This is a genomic window from Corallococcus sp. EGB (genome assembly GCF_019968905.1).
Taxonomy (GTDB): domain Bacteria; phylum Myxococcota; class Myxococcia; order Myxococcales; family Myxococcaceae; genus Corallococcus.
This window is the reverse complement of sequence record NZ_CP079946.1, coordinates 2,108,354-2,126,706: the sequence shown is the minus strand read 5'-3', so window position 1 is coordinate 2,126,706 and position 18,353 is coordinate 2,108,354. Positions and strand designations below refer to the sequence as shown.

Genomic DNA, 18,353 nt, shown 5'->3' with positions numbered 1-18,353 from the left:
TGGAAGAAGTCTCCCCGCGCCCGAGCTTCGGGCCCAAGGAGACACCGATGCAGTCCCATCTTCCTGCCCCCTCCCGTTGGTTCCGGGCGCTGGTGCTCGCCTGCACCTTCGCCTCCGCCTGTCATGGCGACCCGCCTCCACCTCCAGCCGGGCCGGGCTACGCGGCGCTCAGGCGGGGGTTCGAGCGCGAAATCCCCATCGCCATGGCACAGACCGGGGTGAAGGGCCTGAGCCTCGCGCTGGTCGACGGCGATGAGGTGGTCTGGTCCCAGGGCTTCGGCATGGCCCACGAAGAGGCCGGCATCCGAGCCACGCCAGAGACGGTCTACCGCCTGGGCTCCGTGGCCAAGGTCTTCACGGCGTCCGCCGTCATGCAGGCGGTGGAGTCGCGCCGCGTGAACCTGGACCAGCCCATCGAGGAGGTCGTCCCGGGGTTCAGCATGCAGGCCCGCTTCTCCAGCGCGCCCATCACCCTGCGCAGCCTCCTCACGCACCATGCGGGCATCCCCGAGCAGCTCGGTGGCGGTTTCTCGCCCCGTCCCCTCTCGCTCTCCGAGCGCGTGGAGGCGCTCCGTGAAGAGCACCGCACGTGGCCCGTGGGCACGATCCACGCCTACAGCAACACGGGCTTCGTCATCGCGGGCCGCGCGGTGGAGGTGGCCTTCGGGAGCGACTTCGACATCCTCATGCAGCAGCGCATCTTCGGTCCGCTGCGGATGGAGCACTCCGCGTTCCGCGTCACGCCCACGCTGTCGGAACGGCTGGCGCGGGGTTACGGCGGCGTGCCACCCGAGAACCTTCCCCCCTACTGGCTCGAGAGCGAGGCCCCCGCGGGTGGACTCCTCGGCTCCGTGGAGGACGTGAGCCACTTCCTCCGCATGCTCCTGAATGAAGGCCGCTTCGATGGCCGCCAGGTGCTTCAGCCCGAATCCATCCACGAGATGTGGCGCGAGCAGAATGCGGGCCACCCGCTCGACGTGGGGACACGCATCGGCCTCGCCTGGAATCTGCACGACGTGCCGCTGGAGAACGGGGACGCGGTGCGGATGGTGGAGCACGACGGGAGTGCCATCCAGTTCAATGCGATGGTGGCGTTGATGCCGGAGCAACGGCTTGGCGTAGTCGTCATGTCCAACACCGACATCGCGGGAGGGCTCGTGAACGACCTTGCACGGGCGGTGCTCGCTCGCGCCTTCGAGGTGAAGACAGGTCTGCGGGTCGCCGACCCCGAGCCGCCCGCGGTGCAGCCCGAACCCCAGGCTCCCGAGACGCTCGCCACGTGGGCGGGTCTCTACGCGACGGATGCGGGCCCCATGCACATCGACGTGCAGGGCGGCAACCTGGTGGCAACCGCCGGAGACCTCGTGCTCGAGCTGGTGCCACACCAACGAGGATTCTTCAGGGCACTCCTGGGCGAGGCGCCCCTCTGGCTCACGTTCCAGCAATCGGGAGGCCAGACGCTGCTCATTGGCCACTCGGCGACGCAAGGCGAGGGCCTGCTCGGAACACGCATCACGCCAGCCCCGATGCCAGAATCGTGGCGCGCGAGGCTGGGCTCCTACCGGGTCCACCCGGGACAGGGCCGCGAGCTGCTCGACGAGGTCGTGTTGAGTGAATCGAGCGGCATGCTGCTCCTCTCCTACTCCGGCCCGCTCTATGATGGACCGGTGACGGTGGCGCTGGATCCGGCAGGCGCCGAGCTCGCGGCCGTCGCGGGACTGGGACGAGGCCGGGGAGAGGTCCTCCGCATCCGGGACGCAGCGGACGGAGCGACGCTCATCTTCAAGGGCGTGAGCCTTCACCCCGCGCCGTAGCAGCGCGGACTTCTTCTCTGCTCGGGAGACGGAGTGGGTGGCGACCTCGGACGCGCGCGCTCAAAAGTCGGTCCGCGCGTTCCTCGCGCGGATCGCCTCTTCGGTCCTCGGAACGAGGGACTCGAGCCCGGTCCTCACGGCCTCCGCCTGGACCTGCTCGACGAACGGGCGGAAGCGCTCGTTGTAGGCACGAAACGCAAGCTCGAAGTCGCAGTCATGGTCTCGCATCGCATCCGCCAGTGCGGCCGCGCCATCGATGGCCAGCGAGCCCCCCATTCCGGCAGCAGGTGAAGGGCAGTACCCCGCATCCCCCACCAGCGCGACCCGGCCTTTCGTCCAGGAAGGCATTCGGATCTGGCACAGCTTGTCGAAGTAGAAGCTCTTCGAGCCCCGTACCTCTTCGAGCAACTCGGCGGTCCTCCAGCCCACCCCGGCGAACCGGTCCGCGATGAGCCGTCGCTGCGCCTCCTCATCGCGACGGTCGTACGGGAGCTCCTTCTCGGAAGCGAACGCGAAGATGATGTCCGTGTTGTTCTTGTAGGCGTTGAGCATCACGGCCCTGCCCGGCACGTTGAACATCTGCGCGGTGTTCCGCTCGATGAGCAGCTTGTCCACGATCGTGATCGAGAAGTACTGCTCGAGGAAATAGAGGTACCGGGCTTCGTCGCCGAAACAGAGCCTCCGCACGGCGGAGTGAACACCGTCGCAGCCGAACACCAGGTCGAACGTGCGTCGCGTGCCCCTGGCGAACGTGGCCTCGATGCGGTCCTTCGTCTCGCTCAGCGCGGTAATGCTGTCGTCGAAGACGACTTCGATGTGGCCCTTCACGGCGTCGAACAGCATGTTCAACAGGACGGTCCGCTCAATCTCGAACTCGTCATCCGAAGGTGCTTCGCCTTCAGCCCTCAGCACCAGCGAGCGCTCCGTGACATCGCGCTCGTTCTTCATGTCCCACCGCTGAAGGCTCAGCCGGTTCGACCGGATCTGCTCGAAGAGGCCCATGCGCCGGACGATGTCGACGGTGTTGCCCTTGATGTCGACGGCAGTGCCGCCCGTCCGGAGCCCGCGCGAGACCTCCACGACGGTGACCTCGTAGCCGAAGCGGCTCATCCAAAAGGCGGTCGAGAGCCCGGCGAAGCTCGCGCCGGAGATGAGGACCTTCTTTCCATTCGCGCGCATGACGTCTCCCCTGGATGGCCGAACCCTGGCAGCCCTGCCGCTCAATTATTGGACTCGGTAAACATTTTCTCAAGCGATTCGTTGACCGAGCACAAAATTCAGCGCCCATGCTGGCGGCGCTTCGATAGAATCCGGCGCATGGGCGAGCGACGCGAGAGCAAGAAGCGCGAGACCCGGCAGCGGATCTCCGATGTGGCGACAGCGCTTTTCTTCGCGCGGGGCTTCGACGCGGTGACGCTCGACGAGATCGCGGCTGCCGCGGGCGTCTCCAAGATGACGGTCCTCAACTACTTCGGGCGCAAGGAGGACCTCATGCTCGATCGCCAGGATGACCTGAAGCTCCTCTTCTTCCGCGAGGCGATTCGCGCGAGGCCGCCAGGGCAATCTCCGCTCGCCGAGCTCCGAGCGCTCATGGTCAGGCTGCGAGAACAGAAGCACCCGTTCGCCCGCTTCGACCGCCATACGGCTGCCTTCTGGCGATTCATCGCGGCGAGCCCGCCGCTCGAGGCGCGGCTCCGTGAACTCAACGACGAAGCGACCGAAGAGCTGGCGATCGAGCTCGCCGGTCCGCCACCGGATGGCCTCGCGCGGCTCGCGGCAGGGATGATCGTGCTGACGGTGCGCACGGCTCGCCAGGAAGCCGTCCGCGTGTTCGAACGCGGAGGCTCGGCGAAGAAGGCGAACGACGTGTTCTTCGCCTTGATCGATCAGGGCCTCGCGGCCGTTCAGGGAATGGCGGCGACCGAAGCGCCGGCCCGCGGGGTGATGGCTCCCCCCTGAGGACCCGTTCCCGGTTTGCCGGTGGTGACCTCGTGAGGCGCCACGAGCGCGGGAGGCGATGCGGTCAGTGAGCCCAGGTAGAGCCGCCCCTGGACTCCATGGGGCTCCTGAGGCGTGAAGAGCTTCAGGCCCGCGACCTGCTTGGAGGACTGCCATGCCTCGGGCGCCGGGCTGATACCGAAGACGTTGCACTCCACCGCCTCGGCCCAGACGCTGTAGCGGCAGGCGAACTGGGTGCCGCGCTGGAAGCCCACGTCCAGCGCACGCACCGCAGGCAGGGCGCGCGCCACGCGCGAGCCCATGGGCTCGAAGTCGCCATCCCAGCTCACCCCCGTGGTGCGCGCGTGCACGCTGCCCGTGAGCACCAGCGTCCAGGCCTGGGAGCGCTTCGACCGGGCGTCCAGCAGGTGCTGGGCCATCTGCGCCTCGCGCTCGTTGCCGTGGGCCTTGTCGGTGTCGATGGCGGCCACGGCCACATCCCTCCCGGAGACGCGCAGGCGGCGGACCTGCTCGACGAGCCCCAGCATGGCGCGGCTGCTGCGTCCGTCCTGGTAGGTCCGCCGCCAGAAAGTGCTCTGTGAGAAGAGCTCCTGCACGGCGGCGGAGTCGCCATCGCTGGCCAGGTAGCGCTCGAGGAGCGGCTGCTCCGAGGCGGGAATGGACAGCGCCAGCGTCACCGGCAGGTCCCGGGCCGTGGCCTCGCACACCATCCTCAGCGCCGCGGACGGCACCTCTTGCGTACCCAGGGGATCCGCCACGAGCAGGACGCCCCCCGCGGAGATCAGGGACGAGGCGTCCTCGATGGGGGCGCCGCACGCGGGAGCGGGGGAGGTGGCCGTGCCCTCCCCCTTCTCCCCCGTGCTCCCCATCACCACCGAGGCGAGGGGAACGGGCGGATTGCCGTCCACCAGCTCCAGTGACGGAGCCATCTCCAGCACCTCCAGGAGCTTCTGCTCGACTTCCATGTCGCGGAAGCCGTGCGCCGGCCGGTAACCCTCCAGCCCGGGGACATCACGGAAGAAAACCGGCATGGAGTCCTGCCCGTTGGACCGGCCAGAGTCGTCCGCGCCATAGCCTCCCTCCTGCGTGTACCTCAGGCGAAAGATGCGAACGAGTGACTGCCGGGGACCAAGCCGCTCTCCCTGGATGTAGTAGCGCTCGGGGGGAACGACGTCCGGGATGAAGGAGGAGTACATCTCCAGTCCCCCCTCCTTCTCCATCACGGAATAGTGGTTCTTCTCCAGGACGTACCGGACCGTCATCATCGCGTCCTCGGCGGGCACCACATAGACGAGCTCGTGCCGGGGCGCCTCATACTGACCGGTCTCCGGGTTGTACCTGGCGGAGAGACCTCGCGTGGGGCTCACGCAGCCCACGCATCCCAGGAACCCCAGCATCACTCCAAGCCGTCGCATCGCTTCCTCCAAGGGATACCGGCCCTGGCCGCATCCATCGCGGAAACGTCCGGAGGGCGCGAACATACCGGCCTCAATCGGAGCCCGCCTCCATCCACGACGGTCGGGGTCACTCCCCACCTTCGTGCGCCCCGCCCACTCCCCGGAACCAGCGCTGTCTCTAAGTGCCCCACGCTGACGGGTGCCCGCAGGCGCAGCGTCACCGCTTCGTGTTCACGAAATTCAATGTCACCTTCCCTCCTGGCGGGAGCGTGACGGTTCGTGACTCGATTTCGAACGGCGGCGCCCTGTCACTCGCGGCATCAACGAAGACTTCGTAGGTGCCCGCGGGGATGTCCGAGCGTGAGAAGTGCTCTCCCTCCAGGCGGATGCCATTCGCGAAGGGTTCCCCCTGGCGGGACAGGACCACCTGGAGCCAGCGCGTATGAACACCACGCACCGTGCCCTGCACCGTGGCTCCGGGCTCGAGCCGCACGGAGACATCCTGGACGGAAAGAGGCACGCGCGCCTGCACGAATCGGGGATGCGTCACCAGCAGGGCTCCGGAGCGCGCCCCCACATGCGGCAGGGTGAAGGTGCCATCCACCGCCGTGCGCACCCCACCCTCTACCAATGACGGATCCATCCACTCCGTCGACCCTTGTGCGTCCTCGGGAACTTCATCCACCTGCACCAGCGCACCGGCGACGGCAGCCCCCGTCGCGGCGTTCGTCACCCGCCCCTTCACCACCCGCCCCTCGGCAACAATCACCGCGCCCAGGTCCACGTCTTCTCCACGGCGCGCTGTCACCTCGCGTGACACCGTCGCGAGCCCGGCCGCCTCGAACACCAGCGGGGACGTCCTCGGCGCGTCCTCCGTGGAGAGAAAGAACGCGCCCTCGAAGTCCTCGACCACTTCGGCGCCCAGCCTGAACCGTGTGATGGGAGAGCCATCTTCGCGGGTGAGCCGCCCCCGGATGCCGGGCGCACGGCGCAGCACCAGGCGCACATCCGAGCTTCCCGCCTGCACAAGCACGGCGCTTTCGGATGCCGTGCCCCCGGTGCTCGCCTGGGCATCCAATGCGTAGCCCCGCGCATGCACGGTGAGTTCGTGCGGTCCGGGATCCAGATGGAGCACCTCGAAGCGCCCATCATCTCCGACCCAGGCGCGTGAGAGGGACCCACATGACACGACGCCCGGCCCTTCACGCTCCAGCGACGTGTCAGGTTGCTGAAGGCTCACCTCCGCGCCCACCCGAGGCCGCCCGTCGGAGTCCACCACGCGTCCCGAGACACGCAGCCCCTGGTCAAGCCGCAAGGACTCCTGCCGGGCCTCCGTACCGGCAAGGTCCAGGTCTCTCGCCACGCACCGCCTCTCGACGGCCCCCCTGTACTCCGCCTGGAGCCGATACCTCCCCGGGGGAATCCCCCTCCAGGAGAACAAGCCCCGGGCATCCGTCATCGTGCCCAACTCGAGCAGGGAGCCGGCCAGGCCATGGACGGGTAACAAACTCACGCGGAAGCCCCGGGCGGGGAATCCCTCCGAGTCCGTCACCTCGCCACTCATGCGCGCGCCCTCTCCGAGCGTGATGCGCAGCTCCGAAGCCGGCGACGTCACGGGCAGGACGATGGCTTGGAAGCCATCCCGTTGGACTGTCATGAACCAGGAGCCCTTCGCGATGGCGCTGAGCACGAAGGTCCCATCCTGCCGGGACGTCGTGGAGCCCCCCGACTCCAGCCCCACGTCCATTGAAGGCTCCGTCCGGAGCAGGTCCTCGGGGGCCCTGTCGCCCGTCCTCGACCACAGAGCGAGGTGAGCTCCACCCACCGGCCGTCCCTCCGTATCCACCACGCTCCCTCGCACCACCGCGGCGTCACGCAGCACGAAGCGCTTGGGCTTCACGCCGTCGACGTCAATCCAAGTGCCCCATTCCCCCAGGAAGCCATCGGCGTCGACCTGGACCTGGTAGCGCCCGGGTACCAGCGGGCCCAATTCATAGGTGCCGTCGGCGGCGGATTTCGCATTGCGTCTGGCAGGCCAGGCGGATTCAAACCCCGTGCGCCCCCCTGTCCGCGCATACACCGTCGCACCGGGAATGGGCTGTCCCCTGGCGTCCAACACCCGGCCCCGCTGCCGCACACCTGTCCCCAGTGAGAGCTCGACGGCCGGAGCCTCCTTGCCCGCTGGCACTTCCACCTCCGCGAGTGCGTCCAGCCCCTGGTGATTGGAAGCGAGGACGTGGAGCCCCGGATGCACGCCCTCGAAAGCGAAGCGTCCTGCCTCGTCCGTCGTCGTCTCCCTGATGGGAAACAGGCCGTGGAGTGACACCCGGACTCCCACCACCGGCTTCGCCCCTCGCAACACACGCCCTGACAACGCACGTGAGCGCGACATCGTCACTTCGAGCGGGGGATGGGCCGCGATGTGGAGTTCCTCGAACCGGGTGAGGAGCCCCTCCCGCTGGAAGAGGACGACGTATTCGCCAGGAGGGAGCGACAGGAACTCGAACCGGCCCGTCGCGTCGGTGCGAGCCTCGAAGTAGCGGCGGTGCGTGACGTGGATGGCGGTGACCCGGACATCCCCAGCGAGCTGTCCGCTGTCGTCGCGCACCTGCCCCCGCAACGCACGCGGCTCCGCCAGCCGCACCTCCACGTCCTGCGTTCCAGCGACGATGCCCTCCCGAAGGCCCGCGCCCCGGGAGCTCTCGACCCAGAGTGTGAAGCGCCCCTCCCCCAGCCCCGTCAGCGAGAAGTGGCCCTCGGGGTCCGTGGTGGCACGCGCGAGGACGCGCTCTTCCCCGAACCGCTCCGCGCTCCACGACTCCAGCGTGAACAGCGTTGCCAGACAGTTGGGTGAAAGGAGCCCGGTGTCCTCCCAGTCAGCGCGGGAGGGACAGGGAATCATCTCCAACGGCTCCGATGACTCGACGGCCATCGCCATCACCACGGCATTCGCGACGGGCCCCTGCGGCCCCAGCACCGTGCCTCGCACACCTTGCGGGTCACCCGCGGGCACGCTGGGGGCCGTCACCTCGGCTCGGATGCGCTCGGTCACCCCGTCTCTGCGTGCCAGGGCGGCGTTGTCCCGAGGAGTCGAGCACGCGAGCACCCACACCAGAATGCACGACGCCAGGACTCCTCGGACTCCGTATTGCATCACCGCCCCCATTTCACTTTGAGCTGACGGGAGGATACCAACCCATCGAGCCAAGCTGGGGCTGGCCGGGGGCTGTCTTCCGGCAGGTCAGCGGCGCGGCGCTCGTAGCACCTGCCCCGGCTGCTCGTCGGACGCGGACATCCCCCATTCGGCATGCAGCGCGGTCCGTCCGCGCTCCGTGAGCCGGACCGCGCGAGTGCCGCGCAGCCGCGTGAGCCATCCGCGTTCGAAGAACCGCTCGGCCAAGGCCGCGCCCAGCGAGCCCGCGAGGTGGGGCCGGCGCTCGCTCCAGTCCAGGCAGGTGCGCGTGAGGGGCCGGCGGCCCGCGCGCAGTGCGTCCATGGGGATGCCGAAGTCGCGCAGCCACGCGTCCCCGGTCCGCGTCACATGGAACACGTCCCCCTGGCGCTGGAGGAACGCGCGCTCCAGGAGGAAGTCCGTCACGCGGATCCCGAGCTGGCCCGCGAGATGGTCGTAGCAGGTCCGCGCCTCGCGAAGCGCCGTGACCCCGCGCCCATCCGTCACGAGGTGGGCGGGTGTTCGTGGCGCCAGCACCGCGAGGGCCTCCAGCAACGTGACGACCTCCGGCCCCGCGAGTTGGAACAGCCGTTGCCGGCCCTGCGTCCGGGACGTCACGAGGCGCGCCTCCACCAACCGAGCCAGATGGCTGCTCGCGGTCTGCGCGGACACGCCCGCGCGTCGCGCCAGCTCCCGCGCCGCGAGCGGAGGTCCCTCCAGCAATGCCACCAGCATGGCGGCCCGCGACGGCTCGCCCACCGCCGCCGCGACCGATGCGATGTCCGGCTCCGTCAACACGCCAGCCGTGCTCCTGAAGACGTGTCCGTGCGAGCGAAGAGGTGTGGGTAGCGCTCCCTGGGAGCGGTGATGAGCCGGTCGCGCGACACCGGGCCCCCGAAGCGGAGCCGATCCCACGGCGCGAACTCGCGCTCCAGGGCGTCCAGGGCCTCCACGTCGGTGAGCAACCGCGCGCACCAGGCCTCTTCTTCCGGAGCGGGAGCGGCAAGCGCCTCTGTCAGCCGGAGGACCAGCCGCTCCTTGCAGAAGATGTGCTCCGGAGTGACGACGCGCAGGCACGCGCCGTAATGGCCCTTCAAGTATCCACGCCACTCGGCGTCCAGCCGCTCTTGCGCGAGGGCCTGCCCGAAGCGGGCTGCCATGCGCGACAGGCGCCCGTCGAAGTGGGCACGCACCGCGTCCGGGCTCCCGGCCGCGTCCAGGAGGGCCAGCACGTCGCGAGGGAACATGCCCGTGCCATCGGCGAGCGTGTACGTGGGTCGGGGCAGGTGTCCCGAGTCGATGAGCGCCTGGAGCGCCTCCGGGGTTTCCGGCCGGCCCGCCGCCACCGTCCGGAGCGGGACGAAGTGTTCGGTGATGTAGCGCACGTCCGCGGGGGTCAGCGCCCCGGCGCCCGAGGTGTTTGGGTCCATGGGCCGGTGGTAGCACGCCCTCACTTCGGTCCGCATCGAAGTGTCATCGCGGGCCACGAGCCGACACCGTTTTCAAGGCTTCATCGCCCTGACGAAGTCGATGAACGCGCGCAGCGGCGTCGGGAGGTGGCGACGACCGGGGTAGTAGAGAAACGGCCCGGGGAAGCTCGGCCACCAGGGTTCGAGCACGGGTTCCAGCTCGCCGCGTTTGATGAAGGGGCGAAGCCAATCCTCGAAGTCGTAGATGATCCCGGTGCCAGCCACGGCCGCCTCCACCGCGAGGTCGGTGGTGGTGCCAAGGCCGACAATCAGCGGCCCCTTCGGATCGACGCTGAGGGTCACTCCGCCGCGCTCGAACTCCCACGCATGCAGCGGGCCGCTCGTGAACCGTCCCCCCAGGCAATCATGGTCCAGCAGCTCGCGCGGGTGTCTGGGGCGCCCGCGACGGGCGAGGTAGGCGGGCGAGGCGGCTGTCGCGAATCGCTGGACCCGCGGACCGATGGGAACAGCCACCATGTCCTGCGCGAGCCGCTCTCCATAGCGGATGCCCGCGTCATAGCCCTCGGCCACCACGTCCACGAGGCGCTCCTCGGCGATCACCTCCAGACAGATGTCGGGGTACTTCGCGAGGAACGGCGGCACGATTCGCGGCAAGACGAGCCGTGCTGCCGCGATGGGTACGTTGAGCCGCAGGCGCCCCGCGGGCCGGCCGCGGAAGTCGTTGACCACGTCCAATGCCGAGCGCACCTCGCTGAGCGCGGGCGAAAGCCGCTCGAGCAGCCGGGCCCCTGCGTCCGTCAGCGTCACGCTGCGCGTGGTGCGATGAAGCAACCGAACGCCGAGCCGGGCCTCCAGCCGGCGGACAGCGTCTCCCATGCGCGAAGCGCTGCTGCCCGACGCCCGGGCAGCGCCGCGAAAGCCGCCCTCGCGAGCGACCGTCATGAATGCCGTGAGATCCGCGAGCTCATCCATCACTGTGCGGATTTTCGCACGACCTGTGCGGATTGCCACCGATGCTCGTGCGGTGAGTCCTTGCGTAGATGGGTGGGCAACCTCAAGCGACAAAGGAGCTTCGCCGTGGCCCACAATCAAATCTCAGGCAGCTACCGCCTTGGCACACACACCGTCCGCCGAGTGGGTTACGGCGCGATGCAGCTCGCCGGCCCTGGCGTCTTCGGCCCGCCCAAGGACCGCAAGGCGGCGGTCGCGGTGCTGCAAGAGGCCATCGCCCAGGGCGTGGATCATCTCGACACCAGCGACATCTACGGTCCCCACGTGACCAACCAGCTCATCCGGGAGGCGCTGCACCCGTATCGCGACGGCCTGGTGATCGCCACGAAGGTCGGCGCGGTGCGCGGGCCCCATGGTTCGTGGGAGCCTGCGTTCTCCACCGCGGACCTCGAGCGCGCGGTCCACGACAACCTGCGCAACCTCGGGCTCGATGTGCTCGACGTCGTGAACCTCCGCGCGATGTTCAGCGCCGAGGGCCCGGCGGAGGGCTCGATCGAAGCGCCGCTCACCGCGCTCGCGGAGCTTCAGCAGCGCGGCCTCATCCGCCACATCGGCTTGAGCAACGTCACACCGGCGCAGGTCTCCGAGGGGCGCAAGATCGCCGACATCGTCTGCGTGCAGAACCACTACAACCTGACGCACCGGCGTGACGACGCCCTGATCGACCAGCTCGCGGCCTGGGGGACGGCCTACGTGCCGTTCTTTCCACTGGGCGGGTTCACTCCGTTGCAGTCGAGCGCGCTGAACGACGTGGCCGCGCGGCTGGTCGCGACACCGATGCAGGTTGCGCTTGCCTGGCTCCTGCACCGCTCCCCCAACGTGCTCCTCATCCCAGGCACGTCGTCAGTCACCCACCTCAGGCAGAACCTCGCCAGTGCCGCGCTCGCCCTGAGCACCGAGGACCTGGACACCTTGAACCGTCTTGCCGAGCGGACCTGACCCTTCCCGCTCTGCCGGCACGCGAGCGAGCGCCCGTTCCGCCGGTCCTGGCCCCACGCCGCTGGCGTCCCGACCTGACAGGCAGGGCCGACCGGCGGCGGACTCGAATCGTGCAAGGGGGAAGCATGGACAGGCACCGGCTGGAAGCGTTCAGCGACGGCGTCATCGCCATCATCATCACCATCATGGTGCTGGAGCTCAAGGTGCCGCACGGCAGCGAGCTGGCCGACCTGCGGCCACTGATTCCCGTCTTCCTCAGCTACGTGCTCAGCTTCATCTACATCGGCATCTACTGGAACAACCACCATCACCTCTTGCACACCACCACCCATGTCACCGGCGGCCTGCTGTGGGCGAACCTGCACTTGTTGTTCTGGCTGTCGCTGATCCCCTTCGCCACCGGCTGGATGGGCGAAAACCATTTCTCGTCCGTGCCGCTGGCGCTCTACGGCTTCGTGCTCCTGATGTGTGCCTTCGCCTGGTGGGTGCTGCAAACCCTCATGGTGGTGACCCACGGCCGGAAGTCGCCACTGGCGCTGGCGGTCGGGCGCGATCTCAAGGGCAAGATCTCACCCATCCTCTATCTGGTCGGCATCATCAGCGCCTTTCTCAACGGGTATGTATCCGAGGCGATCTACGTGCTGGCCGCGCTGATGTGGCTGGTGCCGGATCGCCGCTTTGAGAGAGCGACGCATGAGGGTTAGCTGGCGCCGCCTGTAACGGCTGGCGGGACGCCGGCTCACCCCGTCTTGCGCGCCAGGTAGTAGGCGTTCCCGCCAGCGTCCGTGTGCGTCGCCTCCAGCGTGAGCCCGTGCGCGCGCAGCAGGTCGCGATACCCGTCGACGCTGTACGAGTAATAGCGGAACGGGACGCCATTCATCGGCGCGCCGTCCACGGAGCCGTGGGAATCGCCCGAGGTGAAGAGGAACGCGGCGCCACGTTTCAATGCCCTCGCGACCCGGGCGATCGCCTGTTCCTGCGCTTCGTGGGTCAGGTGGAACAGGACGCCCCATGCGATCGCGGCGTCGAATGCCCGCTCCTGAAGCGCGCACGACTGGATGGGCGCACAGAGCACCGGCACGTGAGGGAAGTTCGCTTGAAAGCGCGCCAGCATCTCACGTGAGCTCTCCACGCCCAGCACGTGGCAGCCGTGCTCCAGCAGCACCCGCGTCAGCGGCAGCCCCGTGCCGCAGCCGACGTCCAGCACCAAGGCGCCGGCCGGAAGTGCGGCCGCGAGCGCGGTCACCTCCGGGACGCCCATGGGGCCCGCGCGGTGGGAGGCATACCAGTCCGCGATCAAATCGTACTCGTGCATGCGTCAGCTTCCTCCTCGCAGGTCCCTGGGGCAGCGCATAGAGTCGACCCACGTCATGACGTTTTCTCCCGAGGGCTCTTCGCTCCAACGCTTCGCGGCCAGGTTCCTGCTGCCCTTTACGTTCGCGGTCTGGGCCGCTGCTGGCCGCCGCCGCGATGGTTCCGCTGCCTCTGCTTCTCAAGCGCCGCCCGCCCATGTGGGTCCTGAATGAGAGTGCGCTGCGACGGACGTGGCGTGCCCTGGCGCAGCCTGAGTCCTCCCCCGTCTACCATCCCAACACTCCCCAGCGGCTCGCCAGCGTGGGGCAGGGCGTGAAGACACTCCTGGAGCATCCCGGGGGCCGTGCGCTCCTGAGCGGGAATCTCGTGGCTGCGCTCGCTGCACGCGACGAAATCTACGCGGTGGGCGGGCCTCAACCTCCGGGTGCGCTTGTCTGCTCGTGGGTGCTGGTTGAGAAGCCCGGTGGCAACATCATCCCGACTCCGCCGGAACGCATGGAGGAGCTCATCGCCCGCTGGCGCGATTCCCCGGGCACACGGGTGCTCATCGACGACGCCCATGTCTTCTTCGCTCAAGGCGCTTTCGTGGACGGTCACTGACACCTTGCCACCAGTGGCGTGCTGCGGCGGGGCGGACCGGCGGGCTTCCCCCTGAACGACGTGGCCGTCGCGCAGGGGATGTCCCGCACCGCGCTCATTCAGGAATCAACCACTCGTGGGACAGGGCCTCACCGCTGTCGAGCCAGTCCCGCTACCGGCGCAGCGGCACCTGCGCATCAAGCCGGCCCAGCTTGTGCGGGTTGCGCATGGCGTAGATTCGGGTGACCCGGCCGCTCTCCACGACAATGCTGATGATCGTGCCGAAGTCGCCGGGGACGTCGACCCGGAGCGCGGGCGCGCCGTTGATCCAGACGGTCTGGATCCGAGCACCTGGCGCGCGTGTGGAAAAGGTGGCCAGAACCCTGGCCACGCGATCTCCGCCAACGATGGGGAGCCGGATCGCCGTCGCCACGCCGCCACCGTCTGCGACCAGCACCACGTCGGGGGCGAGCACCTTGAGCAGGCCCTGCAGGTCACCGGTGTTGACCGCGGCCAGGAAGCGCTCCAGGACCGCCTGTTGTTCCACCCGGTCGACCTGCATCCGGGGCCGGCGCGCGGCGACGTGCTCTCGCGCCCGGTGGGCGATCTGCCGGACGGCGGCCGGCGTCTTGTCGAGCGCCGGGGCAATCTCTTCGTATGGCAGGTCGAAGACCTCTCGCAGCACGAACACCACCCGCTCGGCGGGGGTGAGGGTCTCCAGCACGGTGAGCATCGCGATCGAGACGCTCTCCGCCAGCTCGACGTCCTCGGCGACCTCGGGGCTCGTCAGCAGCGGCTCGGGCAGCCATTCACCCACGTAGTCCTCCTTGCGGCGGGCGAGCGTGCGCAGCCGGTTGAGCGCCTGCCGGGTGACGATCCGGACCAGGTAGAGGCGCGGGTCGCGCACCTCGGCCCGGCCCGCGTCACCGATGCCCGCCCACCGCAGCCAGGCCTCCTGCACGACGTCCTCGGCGTCGGCCGCGGAGCCGAGCATCTCGTACGCGACCGTGAAGAGCAGGCTGCGGTGGCTGGCGAAGAGGTCCTCCGAGCCCTGTGGAGCGTGAGCCGCATCAGCAGTCCCGTCGTCAGGAGGAGAGGCCGTCATGATGCGGTCGCTTCCTGCAACCGTGCGCTCGGCTGGGCCATCGGCTTCAGCCCGCACGAGGCGGCGAAGCCCTCCGACTCGATGCCCAGGGCGGTGTTGGAGCGGGTCGTCAGGTTGGCGAACCCGATCACCGTGGTGAGCTCGATGAGCGCCGCGGCACCGAGCTGCTTCCTCAGGCTCGCGACCCGCTCGTCGGTCACCGTGGGGGGCGTCTGGCTCATCGCCTCCGCATACTCCAGCACCTCCCGTTCCAGGGGGGTGAACACGACGGACTCCCGCCACCGCGGGACCTCCCGCGCCTTGCCCACGTCCAACCCCTGGTTGTGGGCCATGAAGTAGTTGAAATCCAGGCAGAAGGAGCACCCCACCAGCGAAGCCACCGCCATGTGCGCATACGACTTCAGGCTCTCGTCGCACTGGTCCCACTTCTGGAGCTTCTGCCCGAAGCCCATGCTGGCCTTGAGCACCGGCAGGTGGTGCCACATCACACCGAGTGATTTGGGGACCTGACCGAACGTCCTGCGGGCGAACATCTTCACCACTGCGCCATAGAGTCCGGTGAGCTCCTTCGGGGGAATCCGCGTCGAGGTCATGTCGTCTCCAGTGTCAGCATCGGTTTCCATCGGCCTGAAGACACCGGCCGCCCGCGGGCTGTGACACCGGCCCCTCCCCTCCCTCCAACCTCATGACATCACTGGGATTTCATCTCCTCGTGGAGGCCGCCTGTCCCCTGGGACGTCCTCACTGCGGCTTGGGTGGGAGCGTGTCGAACCGCGGCACCCCGTCCGCGACGTCGTAATAGTCGCCCTTGTCGGCCATGTAGATGTGGAGCGCGATGCGGGTGTGGGTCGGCGTGTCGAAGGCGCCCATCGCGATTCCAATCCAATCGCGTTGGAGCGGATCCCAGAACAGCGATGAACCGCAGACGGAGCAAAAGCCGCGACGCGCCTTCTCGGACGACTGGAACCAGCGGACCTTGTCTTCTCCCTCGATCCTGACCGCTGAGCGCGGCACGTCCGTCGAGACAAAGTAGTGGCCCGAGTGCTTTCGACACTTGCCGCAGTGGCAGGCGTCGGGACCTGGCAACTCGCCCTCCACGGTGAAGCGGACCGCACCGCACAAGCAGGAACCCCGATGCATGAGTGACCTCGTTCGAACGAAGGAAGGACCGCGCCCCTTGCCATGCCCAGGCAAGCACGAGCGTAGCCAGGTTGCGCTGTTGGGCGTCTTCACCGGGTGACGCAGTTCCGAGACCTCACACAATCGCGCTGCCAGCCCGGACTCCTCCAAGTCCGCGTTTTTACAGGGGATTGGGAGAAATCATCGGTCGACCGATGATTCCGGAGCCCCGGTGTCGTTCTGGTGTGCATGTTAGAGCCCACTGCCTTCCCTCCCCCGATGACGGCCTTCGACGCGCTCCTGCGGCCGCACCGCCGTGCGGTGCATCTCCACTGCTACCGAATGGTCGGCTCGTTCGCCGAGGCCGACGACCTCGTCCAGGAAACACTGTTGCGCGCGTGGAACTCGCGCGACGCGTTCGACGCGAGCAGCGGTGAGACCGGAATGCGGCGCTGGCTGTACCGCATCGCCACGAACGCCTGCCTCGACCACCTGCGGACCTCCTCGCGGCAGGCGACCTCCGCGCACTCGTTCGCGGAGATTCCCTGGCTGCAGCCCTACCCGGACGTCCTCCTCGAGGAGGAGGCCGTCGCGCGCGAGTCCATTGCCCTGGGCTACCTGGCCCTCATCCAGCGGCTGCCCCCGCGGCAGCGGGCCGCCTTCGTGCTGTGCGAAGTCCTCGACTGGTCGGCGGCCGAAACGGCCTCGCTGCTGGAGACCTCGGTCGCGGCGGTCAACAGCAGCCTCCAGCGTGCACGCGCCACGCTCTCGCGTCACGAGACACCCGCGCACGGCGGCCCGGTGACGGCCGACGAGCGCGCGCTGCTGGCGGCGTTCATTTCGGCGCACCAGGGCGGAGACTGCAAGGCGTCCATCGCGTTGCTCACACGCGACGTGCGAGTGACCATGCCGCCGCTGCCCATGTGCATCGAAGGCGTGGATCAGGTCCTCCCGCTCATGGAGCGGGCGAACACCATGGGCGAGTGGCGGTTGGTGCCGGCGTGGGCCAATCGCATGCCCGCGGCCGTGAGCTATCTGCGGCGGCCGGGCGACCAGGAGTTGCGCGCCTTCAAGATCGACGTGCTGCACGTGCGCGACGGCCGCATCCACGAGATCACCACGTTCCAGCCCTCGCAGCTCGCGGCCTTCGGCTTGCCGGAGGTGCTCGCGTGAGAGCGTTGCTTGCCGCCCTGTCCCTCTTCGCTGTCGCCTGTACCTCCCACCTCTCCTCCCGAGGCACCTCCCCCATGACCGCCCCCACGACCCCGACGAAGACTGGCTACGCCCACGTGAACGGCCTGCACCTCTATTACGAAGTGCGCGGCCCCCTCGCTGACGGAGCAACGCCGCTCGTGCTGCTGCACGGCGGGCTCCACAACACCCTGCTGGACGCGCCGGTCGCGACACGCCTCGCCCAGGGGCGCCAGGTCATCTCGGTCGACCTCCAGGGCCATGGCAGGACCGCCGATGTCGACCGGCCGCTGCGCTACGAGCAGCTGGCGGACGACCTCGCGGCCGTGCTCGACGAGTTGCGCGTGCCCCGGGCGGACGTGCTGGGCTATTCGCTCGGCGGTGGCGTCGGTCTGCGCTTCGCCATTCAGCATCCGTCACGCGTGCGCAAGCTCGTCGTGGTGGGCTCGCCGTTCAGCAGTACCGCCTGGTACCCGGAGGTGGCCGCGGCGTTCCAGCACCTGACCGGCGCCATCGCCGACATGATGAAGCCCGCGCCGGTGTACCAGACCTACGCGGCAATCGCGCCCGACCCCGCGAGCTTCGCGCGTCTCCTCGACAAGACCGGTGAGCTTCAGCGCAGCACCTACGACTGGTCCGAGGAGGTGTCGAAGCTCTCGATGCCCGTCCTCCTCGTGTTCGCCGACGCGGACAGCATGCCGCCCTCGTACATCGCGCGATTCTACGAGCTGCTCGGCGGAGGTCAGCGCGACGGCGGCCTCGATGGCAGCGGTCACTCCAAGTCGAGCCTCGCCATCCTGCCCGGCCGCACGCACTACGACCTGTTCGAGTCCCCGGCGATGATCGCAGCCGTTGAACCCTTCCTCGGGTCCTGACCCACACGAGCCGGGCATGCTCCGCCCGACCGGCTCGGACGCGGTCGGTGCAGAGCCCCGGTGAACAGGTTGAGCAGCCCCTGCGGCGCGTTGGGGTCTTCGAAGCAGAGCGCGTGGATCCTCGCGGCTTCGACAGAGGCGTTCGCGCTCCGGATGAACAGGGCCTCCTCGTACTCGGTGAGCGCTGCTTCGAGGTCACCTGCGTGCGCGGCAATGGCCTTGCCCAACTCGGCGCCGTCGTACATCGCGAGGTTCGCGCCCTCCCCGTCGGGCGGGTTCAGGTGCGCGGCGTCTCCGTCGACCGCATCGGGCGCCAGGTCCAGGCGCTGGGGGTTTCAGGCAGCGCCGAGTTCACGGCGGCGTCAGCGCTGCTGAGCTACTCCTGAAGGGGATCGCGGCATCTCGCTGAATGGGGCTTCCCTGGCGTCCGCAGGAGCGAATGAGCACC

The 18,353-nt window shown here is 68.6% G+C and carries 18 protein-coding genes; 8 read left to right on the top strand and 10 right to left on the bottom strand.

The window, feature by feature from the left end; all coding sequences use genetic code 11:
- Nucleotides 1-47: 47 nt before the first annotated feature.
- Nucleotides 48-1,814: a serine hydrolase gene (locus KYK13_RS08880; protein WP_223643640.1), complete on the top strand. Its 1,767-nt coding sequence runs from the start codon at nucleotides 48-50 to the stop codon at nucleotides 1,812-1,814.
- Nucleotides 1,815-1,874: 60 nt separating this feature from the next.
- On the opposite strand, the gene KYK13_RS08875 is transcribed toward KYK13_RS08880, so the two are convergent.
- A complete protein-coding gene (locus tag KYK13_RS08875; protein ID WP_223643638.1) occupies nucleotides 1,875-2,993 on the bottom strand; it encodes an FAD-dependent monooxygenase in 1,119 nt (372 codons plus the stop codon).
- Nucleotides 2,994-3,131: 138 nt separating this feature from the next.
- On the opposite strand from KYK13_RS08875, the gene KYK13_RS08870 reads away from it, so the two are divergent.
- The gene (locus tag KYK13_RS08870; protein ID WP_223643636.1) at nucleotides 3,132-3,773 is read left to right on the top strand and encodes a TetR/AcrR family transcriptional regulator; all 642 of its coding nucleotides are present in this window, start codon (nucleotides 3,132-3,134) and stop codon (nucleotides 3,771-3,773) included.
- Here the strand turns inward: KYK13_RS08870 and KYK13_RS08865 are convergent.
- The 5 genes from KYK13_RS08865 to KYK13_RS08845 all read right to left on the bottom strand — a co-directional run bounded on the left by KYK13_RS08865 (nucleotide 3,719) and on the right by KYK13_RS08845 (nucleotide 10,744).
- Nucleotides 3,719-5,188 (bottom strand): hypothetical protein, encoded by a 1,470-nt coding sequence (locus KYK13_RS08865; protein ID WP_223643634.1) that lies wholly within the window; start codon nucleotides 5,186-5,188, stop codon nucleotides 3,719-3,721. The genes KYK13_RS08870 and KYK13_RS08865 overlap by 55 nt on opposite strands.
- A 199-nt stretch (nucleotides 5,189-5,387) precedes the next feature.
- Nucleotides 5,388-8,222: a carboxypeptidase-like regulatory domain-containing protein gene (locus KYK13_RS08860; protein ID WP_223643632.1), complete on the bottom strand. Its 2,835-nt coding sequence runs from the start codon at nucleotides 8,220-8,222 to the stop codon at nucleotides 5,388-5,390.
- Nucleotides 8,223-8,411: 189 nt separating this feature from the next.
- Nucleotides 8,412-9,140 (bottom strand): helix-turn-helix transcriptional regulator, encoded by a 729-nt coding sequence (locus KYK13_RS08855; RefSeq protein ID WP_223643630.1) that lies wholly within the window; start codon nucleotides 9,138-9,140, stop codon nucleotides 8,412-8,414.
- Nucleotides 9,134-9,772, bottom strand: a complete 639-nt coding sequence (locus KYK13_RS08850) for a DUF6058 family natural product biosynthesis protein (RefSeq protein WP_223643628.1) — start codon at nucleotides 9,770-9,772, stop codon at nucleotides 9,134-9,136. Before KYK13_RS08850 ends, KYK13_RS08855 begins: the two co-directional genes overlap by 7 nt.
- Nucleotides 9,773-9,844: 72 nt before the next feature.
- On the bottom strand, nucleotides 9,845-10,744 hold the full coding sequence (locus KYK13_RS08845; protein ID WP_223643626.1) for a LysR family transcriptional regulator: 900 nt from the start codon (nucleotides 10,742-10,744) through the stop codon (nucleotides 9,845-9,847).
- Between the two features lie 105 nt (nucleotides 10,745-10,849).
- Between KYK13_RS08845 and KYK13_RS08840 the strand changes: the two genes are divergently transcribed.
- Both KYK13_RS08840 and KYK13_RS08835 read left to right on the top strand, forming a co-directional pair.
- A complete protein-coding gene (locus tag KYK13_RS08840) occupies nucleotides 10,850-11,722 on the top strand; it encodes an aldo/keto reductase family oxidoreductase (protein ID WP_223643624.1) in 873 nt (290 codons plus the stop codon).
- Between the two features lie 125 nt (nucleotides 11,723-11,847).
- Nucleotides 11,848-12,426, top strand: coding sequence for a TMEM175 family protein (locus tag KYK13_RS08835; RefSeq protein WP_223643623.1), 579 nt, complete (start codon nucleotides 11,848-11,850; stop codon nucleotides 12,424-12,426).
- Between the two features lie 35 nt (nucleotides 12,427-12,461).
- Here KYK13_RS08835 and KYK13_RS08830 read toward each other — a convergent pair whose 3' ends face one another.
- A complete protein-coding gene (locus KYK13_RS08830; protein ID WP_223643621.1) occupies nucleotides 12,462-13,037 on the bottom strand; it encodes a class I SAM-dependent methyltransferase in 576 nt (191 codons plus the stop codon).
- Between the two features lie 194 nt (nucleotides 13,038-13,231).
- Here KYK13_RS08830 and KYK13_RS08825 point away from each other — a divergent pair, with 194 nt between their 5' ends.
- Nucleotides 13,232-13,636, top strand: a complete 405-nt coding sequence (locus tag KYK13_RS08825) for a hypothetical protein (RefSeq protein ID WP_223643619.1) — start codon at nucleotides 13,232-13,234, stop codon at nucleotides 13,634-13,636.
- A gap of 151 nt (nucleotides 13,637-13,787) precedes the next feature.
- Here KYK13_RS08825 and KYK13_RS08820 read toward each other — a convergent pair whose 3' ends face one another.
- The 3 genes from KYK13_RS08820 to KYK13_RS08810 all read right to left on the bottom strand — a co-directional run bounded on the left by KYK13_RS08820 (nucleotide 13,788) and on the right by KYK13_RS08810 (nucleotide 15,860).
- Entirely contained in the window at nucleotides 13,788-14,720 is a 933-nt protein-coding gene (locus tag KYK13_RS08820; RefSeq protein WP_223643617.1) for an RNA polymerase sigma-70 factor, read from the bottom strand.
- Nucleotides 14,717-15,313, bottom strand: a complete 597-nt coding sequence (locus tag KYK13_RS08815; protein WP_223643615.1) for a carboxymuconolactone decarboxylase family protein — start codon at nucleotides 15,311-15,313, stop codon at nucleotides 14,717-14,719. Before KYK13_RS08815 ends, KYK13_RS08820 begins: the two co-directional genes overlap by 4 nt.
- 148 nt (nucleotides 15,314-15,461) lie before the next feature.
- Complete coding sequence (locus KYK13_RS08810; RefSeq protein WP_223643613.1) at nucleotides 15,462-15,860, bottom strand: GFA family protein; 399 nt, start codon at nucleotides 15,858-15,860, stop codon at nucleotides 15,462-15,464.
- A 228-nt stretch (nucleotides 15,861-16,088) separates the two neighbouring features.
- On the opposite strand from KYK13_RS08810, the gene KYK13_RS08805 reads away from it, so the two are divergent.
- From KYK13_RS08805 to KYK13_RS08795, 3 genes are all read left to right on the top strand, one after another.
- Complete coding sequence (locus tag KYK13_RS08805; protein ID WP_223643612.1) at nucleotides 16,089-17,012, top strand: RNA polymerase subunit sigma-70; 924 nt, start codon at nucleotides 16,089-16,091, stop codon at nucleotides 17,010-17,012.
- The gene (locus tag KYK13_RS08800; RefSeq protein WP_223643610.1) at nucleotides 17,009-17,905 is read left to right on the top strand and encodes an alpha/beta fold hydrolase; all 897 of its coding nucleotides are present in this window, start codon (nucleotides 17,009-17,011) and stop codon (nucleotides 17,903-17,905) included. The genes KYK13_RS08805 and KYK13_RS08800 overlap by 4 nt, the downstream gene beginning before the upstream one ends.
- Before the next feature lie 113 nt (nucleotides 17,906-18,018).
- Nucleotides 18,019-18,291: a hypothetical protein gene (locus KYK13_RS08795; protein ID WP_223643608.1), complete on the top strand. Its 273-nt coding sequence runs from the start codon at nucleotides 18,019-18,021 to the stop codon at nucleotides 18,289-18,291.
- Nucleotides 18,292-18,353: the final 62 nt, after the last annotated feature.

Coding starts and splice junctions, on each gene's coding strand:
- KYK13_RS08830 (WP_223643621.1), bottom strand. CDS start 13,037: ATGCACGAGTACGATTTGATCGCGGACTGGTATGCCTCCCACCGCGCG.
- KYK13_RS08810 (WP_223643613.1), bottom strand. CDS start 15,860: ATGCATCGGGGTTCCTGCTTGTGCGGTGCGGTCCGCTTCACCGTGGAG.
- KYK13_RS08875 (WP_223643638.1), bottom strand. CDS start 2,993: ATGCGCGCGAATGGAAAGAAGGTCCTCATCTCCGGCGCGAGCTTCGCC.
- KYK13_RS08845 (WP_223643626.1), bottom strand. CDS start 10,744: ATGGATGAGCTCGCGGATCTCACGGCATTCATGACGGTCGCTCGCGAG.
- KYK13_RS08865 (WP_223643634.1), bottom strand. CDS start 5,188: ATGCGACGGCTTGGAGTGATGCTGGGGTTCCTGGGATGCGTGGGCTGC.
- KYK13_RS08805 (WP_223643612.1), top strand. CDS start 16,089: ATGTTAGAGCCCACTGCCTTCCCTCCCCCGATGACGGCCTTCGACGCG.
- KYK13_RS08835 (WP_223643623.1), top strand. CDS start 11,848: ATGGACAGGCACCGGCTGGAAGCGTTCAGCGACGGCGTCATCGCCATC.
- KYK13_RS08825 (WP_223643619.1), top strand. CDS start 13,232: ATGTGGGTCCTGAATGAGAGTGCGCTGCGACGGACGTGGCGTGCCCTG.
- KYK13_RS08880 (WP_223643640.1), top strand. CDS start 48: ATGCAGTCCCATCTTCCTGCCCCCTCCCGTTGGTTCCGGGCGCTGGTG.
- KYK13_RS08815 (WP_223643615.1), bottom strand. CDS start 15,313: ATGACCTCGACGCGGATTCCCCCGAAGGAGCTCACCGGACTCTATGGC.
- KYK13_RS08820 (WP_223643617.1), bottom strand. CDS start 14,720: ATGACGGCCTCTCCTCCTGACGACGGGACTGCTGATGCGGCTCACGCT.
- KYK13_RS08870 (WP_223643636.1), top strand. CDS start 3,132: ATGGGCGAGCGACGCGAGAGCAAGAAGCGCGAGACCCGGCAGCGGATC.
- KYK13_RS08850 (WP_223643628.1), bottom strand. CDS start 9,772: ATGGACCCAAACACCTCGGGCGCCGGGGCGCTGACCCCCGCGGACGTG.